General features: G+C 73.0%; 11 protein-coding genes and 1 pseudogene. 3 read left to right on the top strand and 9 right to left on the bottom strand.

The window, feature by feature from the left end; genetic code table 11:
- Positions 1–14: 14 nt before the first annotated feature.
- The 3 genes from OG488_RS21325 to OG488_RS21315 all read right to left on the bottom strand — a co-directional run bounded on the left by OG488_RS21325 (position 15) and on the right by OG488_RS21315 (position 4,251).
- Positions 15–1,661: a bifunctional aspartate transaminase/aspartate 4-decarboxylase gene (locus OG488_RS21325; RefSeq protein WP_329231464.1), complete on the bottom strand. Its 1,647-nt coding sequence runs from the start codon at positions 1,659–1,661 to the stop codon at positions 15–17.
- Between the two features lie 110 nt (positions 1,662–1,771).
- Positions 1,772–3,448, bottom strand: a complete 1,677-nt coding sequence (aspT, locus tag OG488_RS21320) for an aspartate-alanine antiporter (RefSeq protein WP_329231463.1) — start codon at positions 3,446–3,448, stop codon at positions 1,772–1,774.
- Between the two features lie 176 nt (positions 3,449–3,624).
- A complete protein-coding gene (locus tag OG488_RS21315) occupies positions 3,625–4,251 on the bottom strand; it encodes an HAD family hydrolase (RefSeq protein ID WP_406463821.1) in 627 nt (208 codons plus the stop codon).
- Between the two features lie 110 nt (positions 4,252–4,361).
- Here OG488_RS21315 and OG488_RS21310 point away from each other — a divergent pair, with 110 nt between their 5' ends.
- On the top strand, positions 4,362–4,928 hold the full coding sequence (locus tag OG488_RS21310; RefSeq protein WP_329231459.1) for a hypothetical protein: 567 nt from the start codon (positions 4,362–4,364) through the stop codon (positions 4,926–4,928).
- Between the two features lie 177 nt (positions 4,929–5,105).
- On the opposite strand, the pseudogene OG488_RS21305 reads toward OG488_RS21310, so the two are convergent.
- The 5 genes and pseudogenes from OG488_RS21305 to OG488_RS21285 all read right to left on the bottom strand — a co-directional run.
- Positions 5,106–5,273, bottom strand: a pseudogene (locus tag OG488_RS21305) (NAD(P)-dependent oxidoreductase); the annotation flags it as partial.
- A 15-nt stretch (positions 5,274–5,288) separates the two neighbouring features.
- Complete coding sequence (locus OG488_RS21300; RefSeq protein ID WP_329231457.1) at positions 5,289–6,203, bottom strand: SDR family oxidoreductase; 915 nt, start codon at positions 6,201–6,203, stop codon at positions 5,289–5,291.
- A 215-nt stretch (positions 6,204–6,418) separates the two neighbouring features.
- The gene (locus tag OG488_RS21295; protein WP_329231455.1) at positions 6,419–6,964 is read right to left on the bottom strand and encodes a TetR/AcrR family transcriptional regulator; all 546 of its coding nucleotides are present in this window, start codon (positions 6,962–6,964) and stop codon (positions 6,419–6,421) included.
- Positions 6,965–6,976: 12 nt separating this feature from the next.
- Complete coding sequence (locus tag OG488_RS21290; RefSeq protein WP_329238889.1) at positions 6,977–7,558, bottom strand: sugar O-acetyltransferase; 582 nt, start codon at positions 7,556–7,558, stop codon at positions 6,977–6,979.
- 124 nt (positions 7,559–7,682) lie between these two features.
- On the bottom strand, positions 7,683–8,819 hold the full coding sequence (locus OG488_RS21285) for a hypothetical protein (RefSeq protein WP_329231454.1): 1,137 nt from the start codon (positions 8,817–8,819) through the stop codon (positions 7,683–7,685).
- A gap of 64 nt (positions 8,820–8,883) precedes the next feature.
- On the opposite strand from OG488_RS21285, the gene OG488_RS21280 reads away from it, so the two are divergent.
- Positions 8,884–11,355 carry a helicase C-terminal domain-containing protein gene (locus OG488_RS21280; protein ID WP_329231452.1) on the top strand — a complete coding sequence of 824 codons (2,472 nt, stop codon included), beginning with the start codon at positions 8,884–8,886 and terminating at the stop codon, positions 11,353–11,355.
- 22 nt (positions 11,356–11,377) lie between these two features.
- On the opposite strand, the gene OG488_RS21275 is transcribed toward OG488_RS21280, so the two are convergent.
- Positions 11,378–12,157, bottom strand: coding sequence for a uracil-DNA glycosylase (locus OG488_RS21275; protein ID WP_329231451.1), 780 nt, complete (start codon positions 12,155–12,157; stop codon positions 11,378–11,380).
- 141 nt (positions 12,158–12,298) lie between these two features.
- On the opposite strand from OG488_RS21275, the gene OG488_RS21270 reads away from it, so the two are divergent.
- Positions 12,299–13,942 (top strand): DNA repair helicase XPB, encoded by a 1,644-nt coding sequence (locus OG488_RS21270; RefSeq protein ID WP_329231449.1) that lies wholly within the window; start codon positions 12,299–12,301, stop codon positions 13,940–13,942.
- Positions 13,943–13,971 lie beyond the last annotated feature (29 nt).

Raw genomic sequence — 13,971 nt, 5'->3', positions numbered from 1 at the left:
GCCCGCCCCGCCCGCTACGCGGAACGCCACTCCTGCGCGTAGTCGTCGAAGATGACGCGCAGGTGGTGGCCGATCTTCAGGTAGTCGAGGTCGTCCAGATTGGCGAGCGAGACCCGGACCGACCACTCGGGGCCGTCGAAGCCTCCGCCGTTGAGCAGCACCACGGAGGTCTGCTCGGCGAGCCGGAAGAGCGGGTCGACGGGCTCGTAGTTCTGCTCCAGGAAGTCGGCGAACTCCTTGCCGTGGACGCGTTCGGCCTCCGCCAGCAGATCCAGCTCGATGTAGTACGCGGCCCGCTTCGGGTCCTCCGAGATCTTCATGTGGACGCCCTCCAGGAGGAGGTCGAGCCGCTGCCGGACAATGGCGCGAATCCGGTGCTTGTACTCCTGGCCCTCGTCCAGCATGTCGAAGAGGGAGAACAGCGCCATCATCACCTGCTGCGGGAGCGAGAGCCCGGCGGTGTGGTTCAGCGCCACCTGCCGGGAGTCCGCGACGAGCCGGTCGATGAAGCGGATCCTCCCCGGCTCCAGCGACAGCGTCCCGTACCGCTTCTCCAGCCGCGCCTTCTGCTCCGGGGACTGCGCGGCCAGCATCCCGTCGATCACGTTGTCGTCGTGCAGCCCGATCACCCCGAGCCGCCAGCCGGTCGCGCCGTAGTGCTTGGAGTACGAGTAGACGAGCAGCGTGTTGCGCGGCAGGTCGGCGGCGAGCGAGCGGAACCCCTCCACGAAGGTCCCGTACACGTCGTCGGTGACGATGATCAGATTCGGGTTGCGTTCGGCCACCAGGGAGACGATCTGCTCGGAGACCCGGGTGGAGAGGGCCAGTGAGGGCGGGTTGCTCGGGTTGACGCAGCAGACCATCCTCACCGACGGGTCGGCGAGCTTCTCGATCTCCTCCGGCGGGTAGCGCCACTGGCGCACCCCGGTCTCGGTGAAGAGGCTGGCCTCCACCAGCACCACGTCGAAGCCGTAGGTGTCCAGCTCCGGGATCTCCAGGTACGGGGTGAACACCGGGACCATCAGGGCGATCCGGTCGCCCTTCTCCAGGATCCCGTTCTTCATCAGGGAGTCGAAGATGTAGCACATGGCCGCCGTGCCGCCCTCGGTGGCGAACAGGCTCATCGTCTGCCCCTCGGGCGGCCGGTGGTCGCACATCTCGTCCGCCAGATAACCGCGCACGATCTGCTCGGTGTGGCGCAGGATGCGGTCCGGCACCGGGTAGTTGTCCCCGATGGAGGAGTCGGCCAGCTCGTGCACGAAGGCGTCGGGCACGAAGCCGAAACGCTTCACCGCGAGGTCGACGCACGCCTTGAGCAGCTCGATGCCGGGCAGACCGGGGTTCGCGCGGACGAAGCGCTCGAAGCGCGCGGCGCAGCCCGACTCCTCGGGCATGCCGCCCAGGTTGTCGGCCGTCCACACCCGCCTGGACTCGCTGATCGCGAAGTAGCCGAGCGCGTGGTACGCCTCACGGGGTCCGGTGGCCACCCAGTTCGGATTGCCCCGGCCCGCGTTGAGCATCGCCTGGGCGGCCATGCCCTTCTGACCGGCCTTGTCGCTCTGCGCCTCCGTCGCGATCTGGATGAACTTGTCCTTCAGCTCGAAGGGGGAGAGCTGGGCGAAGGACCGGATCTCTTCCCGGCTGAGTCTCGTCTTCGGCATGGTGGTGTCCGCTCCCGTGCAGGTCGTGTCAGGTCAGTGGTCGAGGAGGACGGTCACGGCGCCCCGCACCGTCCGGGGTCCCGTGGCCGGCTCCGCTCGCCGCCGTGGTGTCAGGCCCCCAGCACTCCGACGAGGATGGGTCCGGTCAGCGGCAGCAGGAAGTTGGAGAGCGTGTAGGTGATCGTGTAGCCGAGGAGCGGTACGGAGCTCTGGGCCACCTGGGTGATGGAGGTGATCGCCGGGGTGGAGCACTGCTGCCCGGCGATGGCACCGATCAGGAGCGGCTTCTCGATCTTCAGCAGCTTGCGCCCGACGATCAGTGAGATCGTCGCCGGGATCAGGACCATGGCGATGCCGGCGACCGGCAGCAGCGCCCCGTACTCCTTGAGCAGCGGCCAGGCCTGGGGCCCGGCGGCCAGCCCGGTGCAGGCGATGAAGACGGCCAGGCCCATGTCCTTCAAGGTGCTCGCGGCCTGCGGCGGGAACGCGCCGAAGGTCTGGCTGCGGGAGCGGAACCAGCCGAAGACCAGTCCGGAGATCAGACAGCCGCCACCGGTGCCGAGCGACAGCGGGACGTCCCCGGCCTTGACCACGATCTGGCCGAGCAGGGAGCCAGCGACGATGCCGAACCCCAGGTAGATGAAGTCGGTGGAGTCGTTCTTCACCACCGCGCCGAGCTTCGCCACCAGCCGGTTCAGCCCGCCCCGGGCCCCGACCAGGGTGAGCACGTCGCCCCGGGCCAGCGTCGTCTCCGCGCTCGCGGGCAGGTGCTGGTCGTTGCGCAGGACGTCGGTGATGTAGACGCCGTCCTTGCGGAACTCCGGGTGGCGCTTCTCCAGCCGTTCGATGCTCGCGCCGACCGTCTCCTTGTCGGTGACGGCGACCTGACTGGTGGCCAGCGGGGTGTCGAGGCCCGGTACGGCGGGCGTCTCGGGGCCGATCTCCCGGCCCGCCTCGATGATCGCCGACCGGATGCCGACGACCTGGACCAGGTCGCTGAGCGTCAGCTCCAGACCCGCGTCCGGGGAGAGCAGCCTGCTGCCGCGCTTGACCCCCTCGACCGTGATCCGGCCGCCGAACGCACGCTCGAGATCACCGACGGTCCGGCCGTCGGCCAGGGTCACCAGGTAGGTGCGGCCGACCATGCCGGGCAGTGCCTCGCGCTCGTCGGACTCCAGGCCGCCCCCGCCGCCGCGCATCTTCTCCCACAGCTGCCGCGAGGCGGTCGCGAGGTCGATGCGGAGCAGCATCGGCATGATCTGGCTGGTGTAGAGCACGATGGTGATCAGGCCGAACAGGTAGCAGACCGTGTACGCGGTGGCCACGTGCCCCTGGTACTGGGTGATCTGGTCGGACGTCAGGTCGCTGAGCTTGCCGATGGCCTCCGTGGCCGTGCCCACGACGGCGGACTCGGTGGCCGCCCCCGCCAGGATCCCGGCGGCGGTCCCCACGTCCAGGTCGAAGGCCTCGGCCAGTCCGTAGGCGATGCCGAGGACGCAGACCAGCTCGATCAGGCAGAGCGCGAAGAAGCGCAGACTGCTGCGGTTGAGGTTGGCGAAGAACTGGGGGCCGGCCATGTAGCCCAGCGAGAAGATGAACAGGGCGAAGAAGACGGTCTTGACGTCGTCGTCGACGCTGATGTGCTGGGTGCCCAGGAGCAGCGAGACGATCAGCGTCCCGCAGATGCCGCCGAGCGTGATGGGCCCCACCCGGAGTTTGCCGACGAGGTAACCGGCGGCCAGGCAGAGGAAGAGCGAGAGGGCGGGATTGTCGCGGAGAACACCCACCCTGCCTCACCCGCCGATCGGGCAATAACGACAGTAAAGAGACATAGGGGTGAAATTAACAGCAGTGCTGAAGGACGGCACCCGCGACGGCGCCGGGTGCCGGGCGTCGGGCGCCGGGTGTCGGGCGCCGGGTGTCGGGCGCCGGGGGTCGGGCGCCGGGGGTGCCGTCCGGCGGGTCACACCGCCGTGAAGCTCCGCAGCCAGGCGGGGAAGGCGGTGAGGTCCGGCAGGATCACGTCGGCGCCCGCCGCCCGCAGCTCCTCCTCGTCGCACGGGCCGGTCGTGACACCGACCGACAGGGCACCCGCCGCGCGCGCCCCCCGTACGTCGCCGGTGTGGTCGCCGACGTAGATCCGCGCCCCGTGCTCCAGGAGCGCCTCCGCCTTGCCCTCGGCCCAGAGTCCGCCGATCACCGTGTCCGCGGGGATGCCGAGATGGGTGAGGTGCAGCTTGGCGTTCGGCTCGTACTTGGCGGTGACGACCATCGCCTGCCCGCCGAGCGCCTGGACGGCCTCGACGGCCTCCCGGGCGCCGGGCATCGCCGTCGTCGGCACGATCGCCCGGTCCGGGTAGATCGCGCGGAACCGGTCGGCGGCCGCCGCGATCGCGTCGGCGGGGAACCAGTGGGACATCTCCTCCGCGAGCGGCGGGCCGAGCCGGCTGACGACCAGGTCGGTGTCTATGTACACACCCGTCTCGGCTGCCAGCGCCTCGTAGACGGCCTTGATACCGGGCCGGGAGTCGATGAGGGTCATGTCGAGGTCGAATCCGACCGTCAGGGTGGGTGAGGGCATGGGGTCCATTGTGCCGAGTGTCCCGGCGGGCGGATGCGCCGCGGCCGCCCCCGGGGGCCGGGCCGCCGCCCGGCGGGCAGACTCGCCGCAGCAGCCCCTCCCCTGCCGAGGAATGAGAAGTGACTCCGTACTCCCTGGCCTTCTACGTCCACACCGTCACCACCGGCACCGTCCTGGGCCTCCGGCCGGCCGACTCCCCCGACCGGGTCGCCGCCGTCATGGGGACGGACTTCGCCGAGAACGCCTTCGGCAGGCGGACCCTGGTGCGCGACTACGGCCTGGCCGAGTTCCACTTCCACCGCGACCGCGGCGGCGCCCCCTGGTCGGGGCACCACTTCAGCCTCCAGGTGCACCGGCTCGCCCGCCGCGACCGCGCACTTCCGGGCGAGGTGCTCCGTGCCCGCTACGGGCGCTTCGCACCCCGGCTGCGGTTCGAGAAGCTCCAGCGCCTCCTGGACCGGCGCGGCGTCCCCCTGGTGGAGATCCCGGAGAGTCCGGCCAACGGGCCCTCCTACCGCACGTTCTGGCAGCCCGGCTCGCGGACGGCCGTCTCCTTCGTCGCCGTCCGGGGCGCCGGCGGCACCCCGGGAGACCCGCCCGTCGGTGACGTGTACAGGATCCAGGCGCCGGTGACCGCCGCCGAGGTGGAGATGCGCGGGGCCCTCGCCCGGGAACGGAGGCCGTAGGCTCTCTGCCCGTCCTCACAGCCCGCGCACGGACCTGGCCAGGCGGCTTCTCGTTCGACGTCAGCCCCGAGAAGACCGACCAGGCGGACGCGGATGCCATCTTCCACGCGACGTAGGTCAGGGCCGGGGAGTGCTGGACGGTCCGGCACTCCCTGGGGGGAGCGTCGGCCGCGGCCCTCAATAGCCGATCGTGAATCGGCGCTGGACGAAACGCGGCAGCTCGACCTCGTCGATCAGGGCGACGGCGGCGTCCTCGGCGGAAATGCGACTGCGTCCGTCGGCATCCAGGACGTGCTGGTCACCCCCGGTCCGGAAGCGTCCGGTGCGCTCGCCGGGCGCGATGTCCCCGGACCGGACCGCTCAGCGGTAGCCGGTCGCGTCGGCGGGGCCGCCGACGTCCTGGACCTCGGTGAGGTAGCGCCAGGCGTCCGGCCGGCTGCCGTCGAGGTCGGTGAACCCGTACTCCCGCGCCAGCCCGCCGCTGGACAGCGACTGCCCGTTCCACCGGCTCACCCCGGGATCGGTGGCCAGCGCGACGACGGCCCGCCCCGTGTAGGACGGCGTCTCGGAGATGCAGAAGTGCGGCACCCGGTCGAGGGCGTCATGCCAGGTCTCCTCGGTCACCTCGAAGGCGTCGAGCATGATCTCCGAGCGCATCCATCCCGGGGTCAGCGCCACCGCCGTCGCGCCGCGCGGGCCCAGTTCGTGGCCCAGGGAGAAGCCCATGCGGAGCACGGCCGTCTTGGCGAGGTCGTAGAAGAAGGAGTTCCGGTAGGTGTCCCGGTTGTACGCGGCGGTCCCGTCGGTCATCTCGACGACCAGCCCGCCCGTGCCACGCAGCAGGAGGGGGAGCGCGTGGTGGCTGGTGATCGCGTGCGTCTCCACGGCCAGCCGCAGAAGTCGCAGCCCCTTCTCCAGGTCGTGTTCCCACACGGGGGTGTCCCACGCGAAGAGGTGCTCACCGCCCCAGATGTCGTTGACCAGCACGTCCAGCCGGCCCTGTTCGGCCGCGACGCGGTCCACCAGGGCGCGGACCTGCGAGGGGACCAGGTGGTCGGTGGGGGCGGCGATGCCGTGGCCGCCCGCCCCGGTCACCAGGTCGGCCGTGTCCTCGATGGTCTCGGGGCGGTCGTACTCCGACCGCTGGGTCCGGGTGCTGCGTCCGGTGACGTAGACGGTGGCCCCGGCGGCGCCGAGCTCGACGGCGATCCCCCGGCCGGCTCCTCGCGTCGCCCCCGCGACGAGGGCGACCTTTCCGTCCAGTGCGCCTGCCATGTGTGTCCTCCTGGATCGATCCGCGCGCCGGGACGCGCCGCTGTCCGTGCGGGCGGCGGGGACACCATGGTTGCCTGGAAACCGGACATCTTCTGTCGCCTTTGCCGGGCGTCTCGCCGGTTCCCACCAGAGGGACCAGGGAGAAACCTGTGGGGTGCGGGGTCAGGTCCGCACCCCACAGGTGGTTCAGGGACGTCCGCGTGGCGGCATCCGCCTCAGCCCGCGGAAGTCATCCGCAGCACCGCCAGCCGCGTCAGCTCGCGCTCCTGCGGCTCGGTGTCGAGCGCCCGGTGCAGGGCGAGCCCCTCGATCAGCGCGTCGAGCTGACGGGCGGTGTCCGGGTCGAAGTGCTGCTCCAGCAGCCGGCGGCTGCGGTTCATCCACGCGTGGGTGAGCTCGCGGTACTCGTCGCGCCGGGCGGCCAGGGTGTAGAGCTCCTGGGTGAGGACGAGCTCGCGGCGCGGCCCCTCGGAGAGCAGGTGGATGAGGTCGGTGACCGCCTCACGGGCCTCCTCCGGCGTGCCGGCCCGGCCCAGGTGCAGCTCGAACACCGCCACGATCTGGTCGGCGAAGCGGGTGAAGGCCTCGCGCAGCAGTTCGTCGATGCCGCTGAAGTGGTACGTCATCGAGCCCAGCGGCACATCGGCGCGCGCGGCGATCTTGCGGTGCGAGACGCCGGCGACGCCCTCGTCGGCGATGTGGTCGAGCGTGGCGGCGAGGATCCGCTCGCGCCGCTGGGGGTCCGTACGTCCGGTGGCCATGGGGCGGGCGGGTCAGACGCCGCGGACGACGCGGGCGGGGTTGCCCACGGCGACGACGTCGGCGGGGATGTCCTTCGTGACCACGGCACCGGCGCCGATCACGGAGTTGTCGCCGATGGTCACCCCGGGGCACACGATGACCCCGCCGCCGAGCCAGACGTTGTCGCCGATGGTGATGGGGAGCGCGGCTTCCAGCTTGTCCCGGCGGGGCCCGGGCTCGACGGGGTGGGTGGGGGTGAGGAGCTGGACGTTGGGGCCGATCTGGCAGTCCTCACCGATGGTGATGCGTGCGACGTCCAGCGCGGTGAGGTGGTAGTTGACGAAGGTGCGGGCGCCGATGGAGATGTTGCTGCCGTAGTCGACGTAGAGCGGCGGGCGCAGGTCGACACCCTCGCCCACGGACTCCAGCAGCTCGGCGAGGACCGTCCTGGCCTCGTCGGCGTCCTCGGTGTAGGCGGCCTGGAAGCGGGCCGCCAGGTGCATCGCCCGCTGCTGCCGCCGGGCGATCTCCGGATCGTCGGCGATGTAGAGGTCACCCGCGAGCATGCGCTCCAGGTTGGTGCGCGGATCGTCGGCGAAGTAGTCCATCGGCATCGGCATGCGTACGACCGTACACCTTGAGGCGTACGGTCGTACACTCCGGGGCGTCGCCCCACCGACGGGCACTCCCGTCGGCCGCCGCGCCCGCCCCGGCCGGCCTCTCGGTCCTCGGCTCCTGTCAGCCCGTCAGTCTGCGGGCGCGCCACACCAGATAGAGCGCCGACGCCACCGCCGCGACGCGCACCACCACCGGCCAGACGTCCGTCATCGCGTCACCCATCGCCCCCTCGGCGAGCGGCTCACCCCAGCGGCCCTCCATGCGGCCCCACAGCCAGACGAAGGCTCCGGCGACGACCACGCCCGGCAGGCCCAGCGCGACCCACTTCGCCTCCGCCCGCGAGAACTTGCGCGAGCTGTACGCCAGCAGCCACCCACCCGCGAGGGCCAGCCACGACCCGAGGACGGCGCCGGCCACCAGCAGCGCGGCGGCCAGCAGCAGCAGAGGGTTGGAGAGGCGGGGCCGCGCGGCGGCTCCGGCGTCCACTTCGGCGGCCTTCCTGGGCCGTCGCAGCCGCAGCCTCATCCGGGGCCCCGGCACCGACGGCGGGGCCGGGGCCGGGGCCTCCTCGTCGTCCGTCTTCGGTGCGGCCTCGTCCGTCCCCGAGGGCGCGCGCGGGGCCGGGGTCCTCGGCGCGCCCGGCATGCCGAACAGCTCCGGACTCTCCAGCCCGCCCACGAACCCGGGCACGGCCGTGCCCGGACCCAACGCCCCGGGGCCGCTCTGCGCGGTCTCGCCGAACGGCCCGGGCTCGATCCGCCACCACTCCGGCTCACCCCCGGGCGGCGCCTGGCCCAGCCCGGTCATGTGCGGCGCGGACGCCGCCGGCCAGTCCGGGGCAGGCCCCCCGGGAGCCGGCCCCCCGGCGCCCGGATCCGCGTGCCCGGCCGTCGCGGCCTCCGGCGACGCGCCCTTGCGCGACACGTCTTTCCTGAGCAGGCCCCGCCGGGCCCGGGGGATCCCGGGCGAGACGTCCGCGCCCTCGGCCGCTTCCGCCCGGGGCGGGGCCGGCAGCACCTCCCCGTCACCCGACTCGGCCGCCGCGGCGACGAGTTCACCCGGCGCCCCGAGACGGCCGATGATGCGCCGGACCACCGCCGGGGAGTCGGATCCGTCCGTGCCGCGCTGCCGGTCGATCTCGCCCCGTAGGGTCGCGACGAGTCTCATCCGGGCGCCCGAGGACAGCTGTTGCCGCTGTGCCAGGTCACCGACCCGGCTGAGGTAGTCGTAGACAAGCTGGTCGCTCTCGATCCCCACGCGCTGGTTCTCCCTCCACCCGCCCTGCCCCGACGGTAGCGTTCCAGGGGCTACCGTGGGACGGATGGGGACGACCACACCACCGCGCACGCTCGCCGAAGCCCTGCGCGCCCGGGGCGACGAATCGCTGGCAGGGCTGCTGCGTGCCCGCCCCGACCTGCTCAGCCCCGTGCCGAACGACATCACGCAACTGGCCACGCGGGCCGGCACCCGGGCCTCCGTCGTCCGTGCGCTGGAGCACCTCGACCGGTTCGCCCTGCAGACCGCGGAGGCGCTGGCCGTGGCGCCGGACCCCGCCCCGTACGACACGCTGCTCGCGCTCCTCACCGGCGACGGGCAGGACGACGGCGAGGGGCGCGACGACGCGGGCGCGGCGATCACCGCCGCCCTGCCGGACGCCCTCGCGACCCTGCGCGAACAGGCCCTGGTCTGGGGCGAGGACGCCCGGCTGCACCTCGTGCGCACCGCACGCGAGCTGCTCGCCCCGTCGCCGCAGCACCCCTCCCCCACGGGCCTCGGCCCGACCGTCTCCGAGGCCACGGCCGGGATGTCGCCCGGCAGGCTGCAGGAGATCCTGACCGCCGCCGGACTGCCGGCCACCTACGACCCGGTGTCCGCCGTCACCGCGCTGGCCGGGCTCTTCACGGACCGGACCAGGATGGCCGAGCTGCTGGACACCGCCCCGGTCGAGGCGCTGTCCGTGCTCGACCGGCTGGTCTGGGGCCCGCCCTACGGGGAGGTCACCCCGAATCCCACCCCGCCCGTGCAGTGGCTGCGCGACCGCGGCCTGCTGCTGCCCGTGTCGACGCGCACCGTCGTCCTGCCGCGGGAGGCGGCGCTGCACCTGCGGGCCGGCCGCGCCCACCGTGTGCCCGAGCCCGTCGCGCCGGTGCTCGTGGCGGCGGCCGAGCGCGATCCCCAGGCTGTGGACAGAGCCGCGGCGGGCCAGGGCTTCATGGCGCTGTCCACCGTCGAGGATCTGCTGAAGCTCTGGAACAACGGCGGCCCCGCCATCCTGCGCGCCGGCGGCCTGAGCGTCCGCGAGCTGAAGCGCGCCGCCGGCGCGCTCGACGTGTCCGAGCCCGTCGCCGCCTTCTGGATCGAACTCGCCTACGCCGCGGGCCTGCTGGCCTCCGACGGCGAGACCGACGAGCGGTACGCGCCGACCCCGGCCTCCGACGAGTGGCTGGACCTCCCCGCCCAGGACCGCTGGACCCACCTCGCCACCGCCTGGCTCGCCGCCACCCGCACCGCGGGCCTCATCGGCGGCCAGGACGCCAAGGGCCGGGCGCTGTCCGCCCTCGGCCCCGATCTGGACCGCTCGGCCGCCCCCGAGGTACGCCACCGGGTCCTGGCCCTGTTCGCCTCGCTCCCGCCGGGCACCGCGCCCGACCCGCAGACCCTGCTCGCCCGGCTCCGCTGGGAACGTCCGCTGCGCTCGACGGCACCGGGCGGGCCCACGGCGCCGGGCGACGCCTCCGACCTCCGCTCCCGGATCGCCCTGTGGACGGTCAACGACGCGGAGCTGCTCGGCATCACCGGCCGCGGCGCCCTCTCCTCCCAGGCCCGCGCGCTGCTCGACGAGGGCCCCGCTGCCGCCGCCGCCCGCCTCGCCCCGCTGATCCCCGAACCCCTGGACCACGTCCTGCTCCAGGCCGACCTGACCGCGGTCGCGCCCGGACCGCTGGAACGCCCGCTCGCCGAGATGCTGTCGGTGCTCGCCGACGTCGAGTCCAAGGGCGGCGCCACGGTCTACCGCTTCACCCCGGGCTCCGTACGCCGCGCGCTCGACGCCGGACGGGCCGCGACCGACCTGCACGCCTTCCTGGCCACCCACAGCCGTACGCCGGTGCCGCAGCCGCTGAGCTACCTCATCGACGACGTGGCCCGCCGCCACGGCCACCTGCGGATCGGCGCCGCCTCCGCCTACGTACGCTGCGACGACGAGGCCGTGCTCAACGAGATCCTGGCCGACAAGCGCTCGGCCACCCTGCGGCTCCGCCGCCTCGCCCCGACCGTCCTGGCCGCGCAGGCCGACCCGGGGTCGCTCCTCGACGGGCTGCGCGAGATGGGGTACGCCCCGGCCGCCGAATCCGCCGAGGGCGACGTCCTGATCACCCGGGCCGGCGCCCGCCGCACTCCGCCCCGTACGCCGCCCGTCCCCGTCCCCGAGGGCCCCCCGGTCCCGGACGCCACCCTGCTCGCCGCGGCCGTACGGGCCGTCCGGGCAGGGGACTCCGCCGCCAGGGCCGTCCACAAGGACACCCCGGACACGGCGGGAGCGGGCGGCGGCTCCCTCCCGCGCACGACCCCCGCCGAGACCCTCGCCACGGTGCAGGCGGCCGCGATGACCGGCTCGGCGGTCTGGATCGGCTACGTCAACGCGGAGGGCGCGGCCAGCCAGCGCGTCATCGCCCCGGTCAAGGTCGAGGGCGGCTTCGTGACGGCGTACGACCACACGGCCGACGAGGTCCGGACGTATCCGCTGCACCGGATCACGGGCGTCGCGGAGCTCGCCGACGAACAGACGACCTGACGCGCCCGCCCCTGGTGGGCCGTCAGGGAGCCGGCAGCCCGCCCGCCTCGGCGGCCTCACGGAGCACGTCGACGAGCATGGGCATGGTGAGCCGTCCCGTGAACGTGTTGCGCTGACTGGGGTGATAGCTGCCGAACAGGCGCAGCTCCTGCCTCCGCTCCGTCGCGGGGAGGACGACGTGCGCGCCGTGGCCGAAGGCGGGACGCGGGCGCGGCACCCGCCATCCCGCCTCCGTGAGCACGGGGAGCAGCGCCTGCCAGCCGAAACCGCCGAGGACCACCACCGCGCGCAACCCCGGGCCCAGCAGGTCCAGCTCCGCGGCCAGCCAGGCGCGGCAGGTGTCGCGTTCCCCCGGGGTGGGCTTGTTCGCCGGGGGTGCGCAGTGCACGGGTGACGTGAGCCGTACCCCGCGCAGGGTGAGGCCGTCCCCGGCGTGGACGGAGGACGGCTGTGAGGCGAGCCCCACCGTGTGCAGCGCCTCGAAGAGGAAGTCGCCGGCGGCGTCGCCGGTGAACATCCGGCCGGTCCTGTTGCCCCCGTGCGCGGCGGGTGCGAGCCCGACGACCGCCACGGCGGCGTCCGGCGGCCCGAAGCCGGGGACGGGCCGCGCCCAGTAGTCCTCGTCCTGGAAGGCCGCGCGCTTGACCTCGGCGACCTCCTCGCGCCAGGCCACCAGCCGGGGGCAGGCCCGGCACCCCGCGACGCGCGCGTCCAGCTCGCCGAGGCCGGCGCACCGCGGCGCGTGGTACGCCGGGAACCCCGGGTCCCCGGGCCCGGGCCCCGCCGCTCCGGCTCCGTCCATCCCTCCACGCTACGGGCCCGGACGGGTCCGGACCGCACTCCGTCACGCACGCGCGCCACCCGTTCGCGGCGGATGCGGCACACTGGACGTTTGGCCGTTCGCACCCGGACGGCCACCCCCCGCAGGAAAGGGCCGACGCGCGTGACCGGACCCCTCATCGTCCAGAGTGACAAGACGCTGCTCCTCGAGGTCGACCACGACCAGGCGGAAGCCTGCCGCCGTGTCATCGCGCCCTTCGCCGAGCTGGAGCGTGCCCCCGAGCACATCCACACCTACCGCGTGACCCCGCTCGGCCTGTGGAACGCCCGCGCCGCGGGGCACGACGCCGAGCAGGTCGTCGACGCGCTCGTGGAGTACTCGCGCTACCCCGTGCCGCACGCGCTCCTCGTCGACATCGCCGAGACGATGGCGCGGTACGGCCGCCTCACCCTGTCCAAGCACCCCGTCCACGGTCTGGTGCTGACGTCCAACGACCGGCCGGTGCTGGAGGAGATCCTCCGCTCGAAGAAGGTCCAGCCGCTGGTCGGTGCGCGCCTCGACCCGGACACCGTGGCCGTGCACCCGTCCGAGCGCGGGCAGATCAAGCAGACGCTGCTCAAGCTGGGCTGGCCGGCCGAGGACCTCGCCGGTTACGTCGACGGCGAGGCGCACCCGATCGAGCTCGACCAGGACGGCTGGGCGCTCCGCCCGTACCAGAAGCAGGCCGTCGACGGGTTCTGGCACGGCGGCTCGGGCGTCGTCGTGCTCCCCTGCGGCGCGGGCAAGACGCTGGTCGGGGCCGGTGCCATGGCCGAGGCCAAGGCGACCACGCTGATCCTGGTCACCAACACCGTCTCCGCCCGCCAGTGGAAGCACGAGCTGGTGAAGCGGACCTCGCTGACCGAGGACGAGATCGGCGAGTACAGCGGTACGCGCAAGGAGATCCGGCCGGTCACCATCGCCACGTACCAGGTGCTGACCACCCGCCGTAAGGGGATCTACCCGCACCTGGAGCTGTTCGACTCCCGCGACTGGGGGCTCGTGATCTACGACGAGGTGCATCTGCTGCCCGCGCCCGTCTTCAAGTTCACCGCCGACCTCCAGGCCCGTCGCCGCCTCGGTCTCACCGCGACGCTGGTGCGCGAGGACGGCCGTGAGTCGGACGTCTTCTCGCTCATCGGGCCGAAGAGGTTCGACGCCCCGTGGAAGGAGATCGAGGCACAGGGCTACATCGCGCCCGCCGACTGCGTCGAGGTCCGCGTGAATCTCACGGACTCGGAGCGTCTCGCCTACGCGACGGCCGAGGCCGAGGAGAAGTACCGGTTCTGCGCGACGACCGCGACGAAGCGGAAGGTCACCGAGGCGCTGGTCCGCAAGCACCGGGGCGAGCAGACCCTGGTCATCGGCCAGTACATCGACCAGCTGGACGAGCTCGGTGAGCACCTGGACGCCCCGGTGATCAAGGGCGAGACGAGCAACGCGCAGCGCGAGAAGCTGTTCGAGGCGTTCCGGCAGGGCGAGATCAACGTGCTGGTCGTGTCGAAGGTCGCGAACTTCTCGATCGACCTGCCGGAGGCGACGGTCGCGATCCAGGTGTCGGGGACGTTCGGCTCGCGCCAGGAGGAGGCACAGCGGCTCGGCCGGGTGCTGCGGCCGAAGGCGGACGGGCACGAGGCCCGGTTCTACTCGGTGGTCGCCCGCGACACGATCGACCAGGACTTCGCGGCACACCGCCAGCGGTTCCTCGCCGAGCAGGGGTACGCCTACCGGATCGTCGACGCGGACGAGCTGCTGACGGAGAGCTGACAGGAATCTCCGGGAGGGATCAGCGGCGG

Origin of the sequence: Streptomyces sp. NBC_01460, from assembly GCF_036227405.1 — a bacterium.
GTDB lineage: Bacteria > Actinomycetota > Actinomycetes > Streptomycetales > Streptomycetaceae > Streptomyces.
The sequence above is the reverse complement of the archived record's forward strand: the minus strand, read 5'-3'. Positions and strand labels throughout refer to the sequence as shown.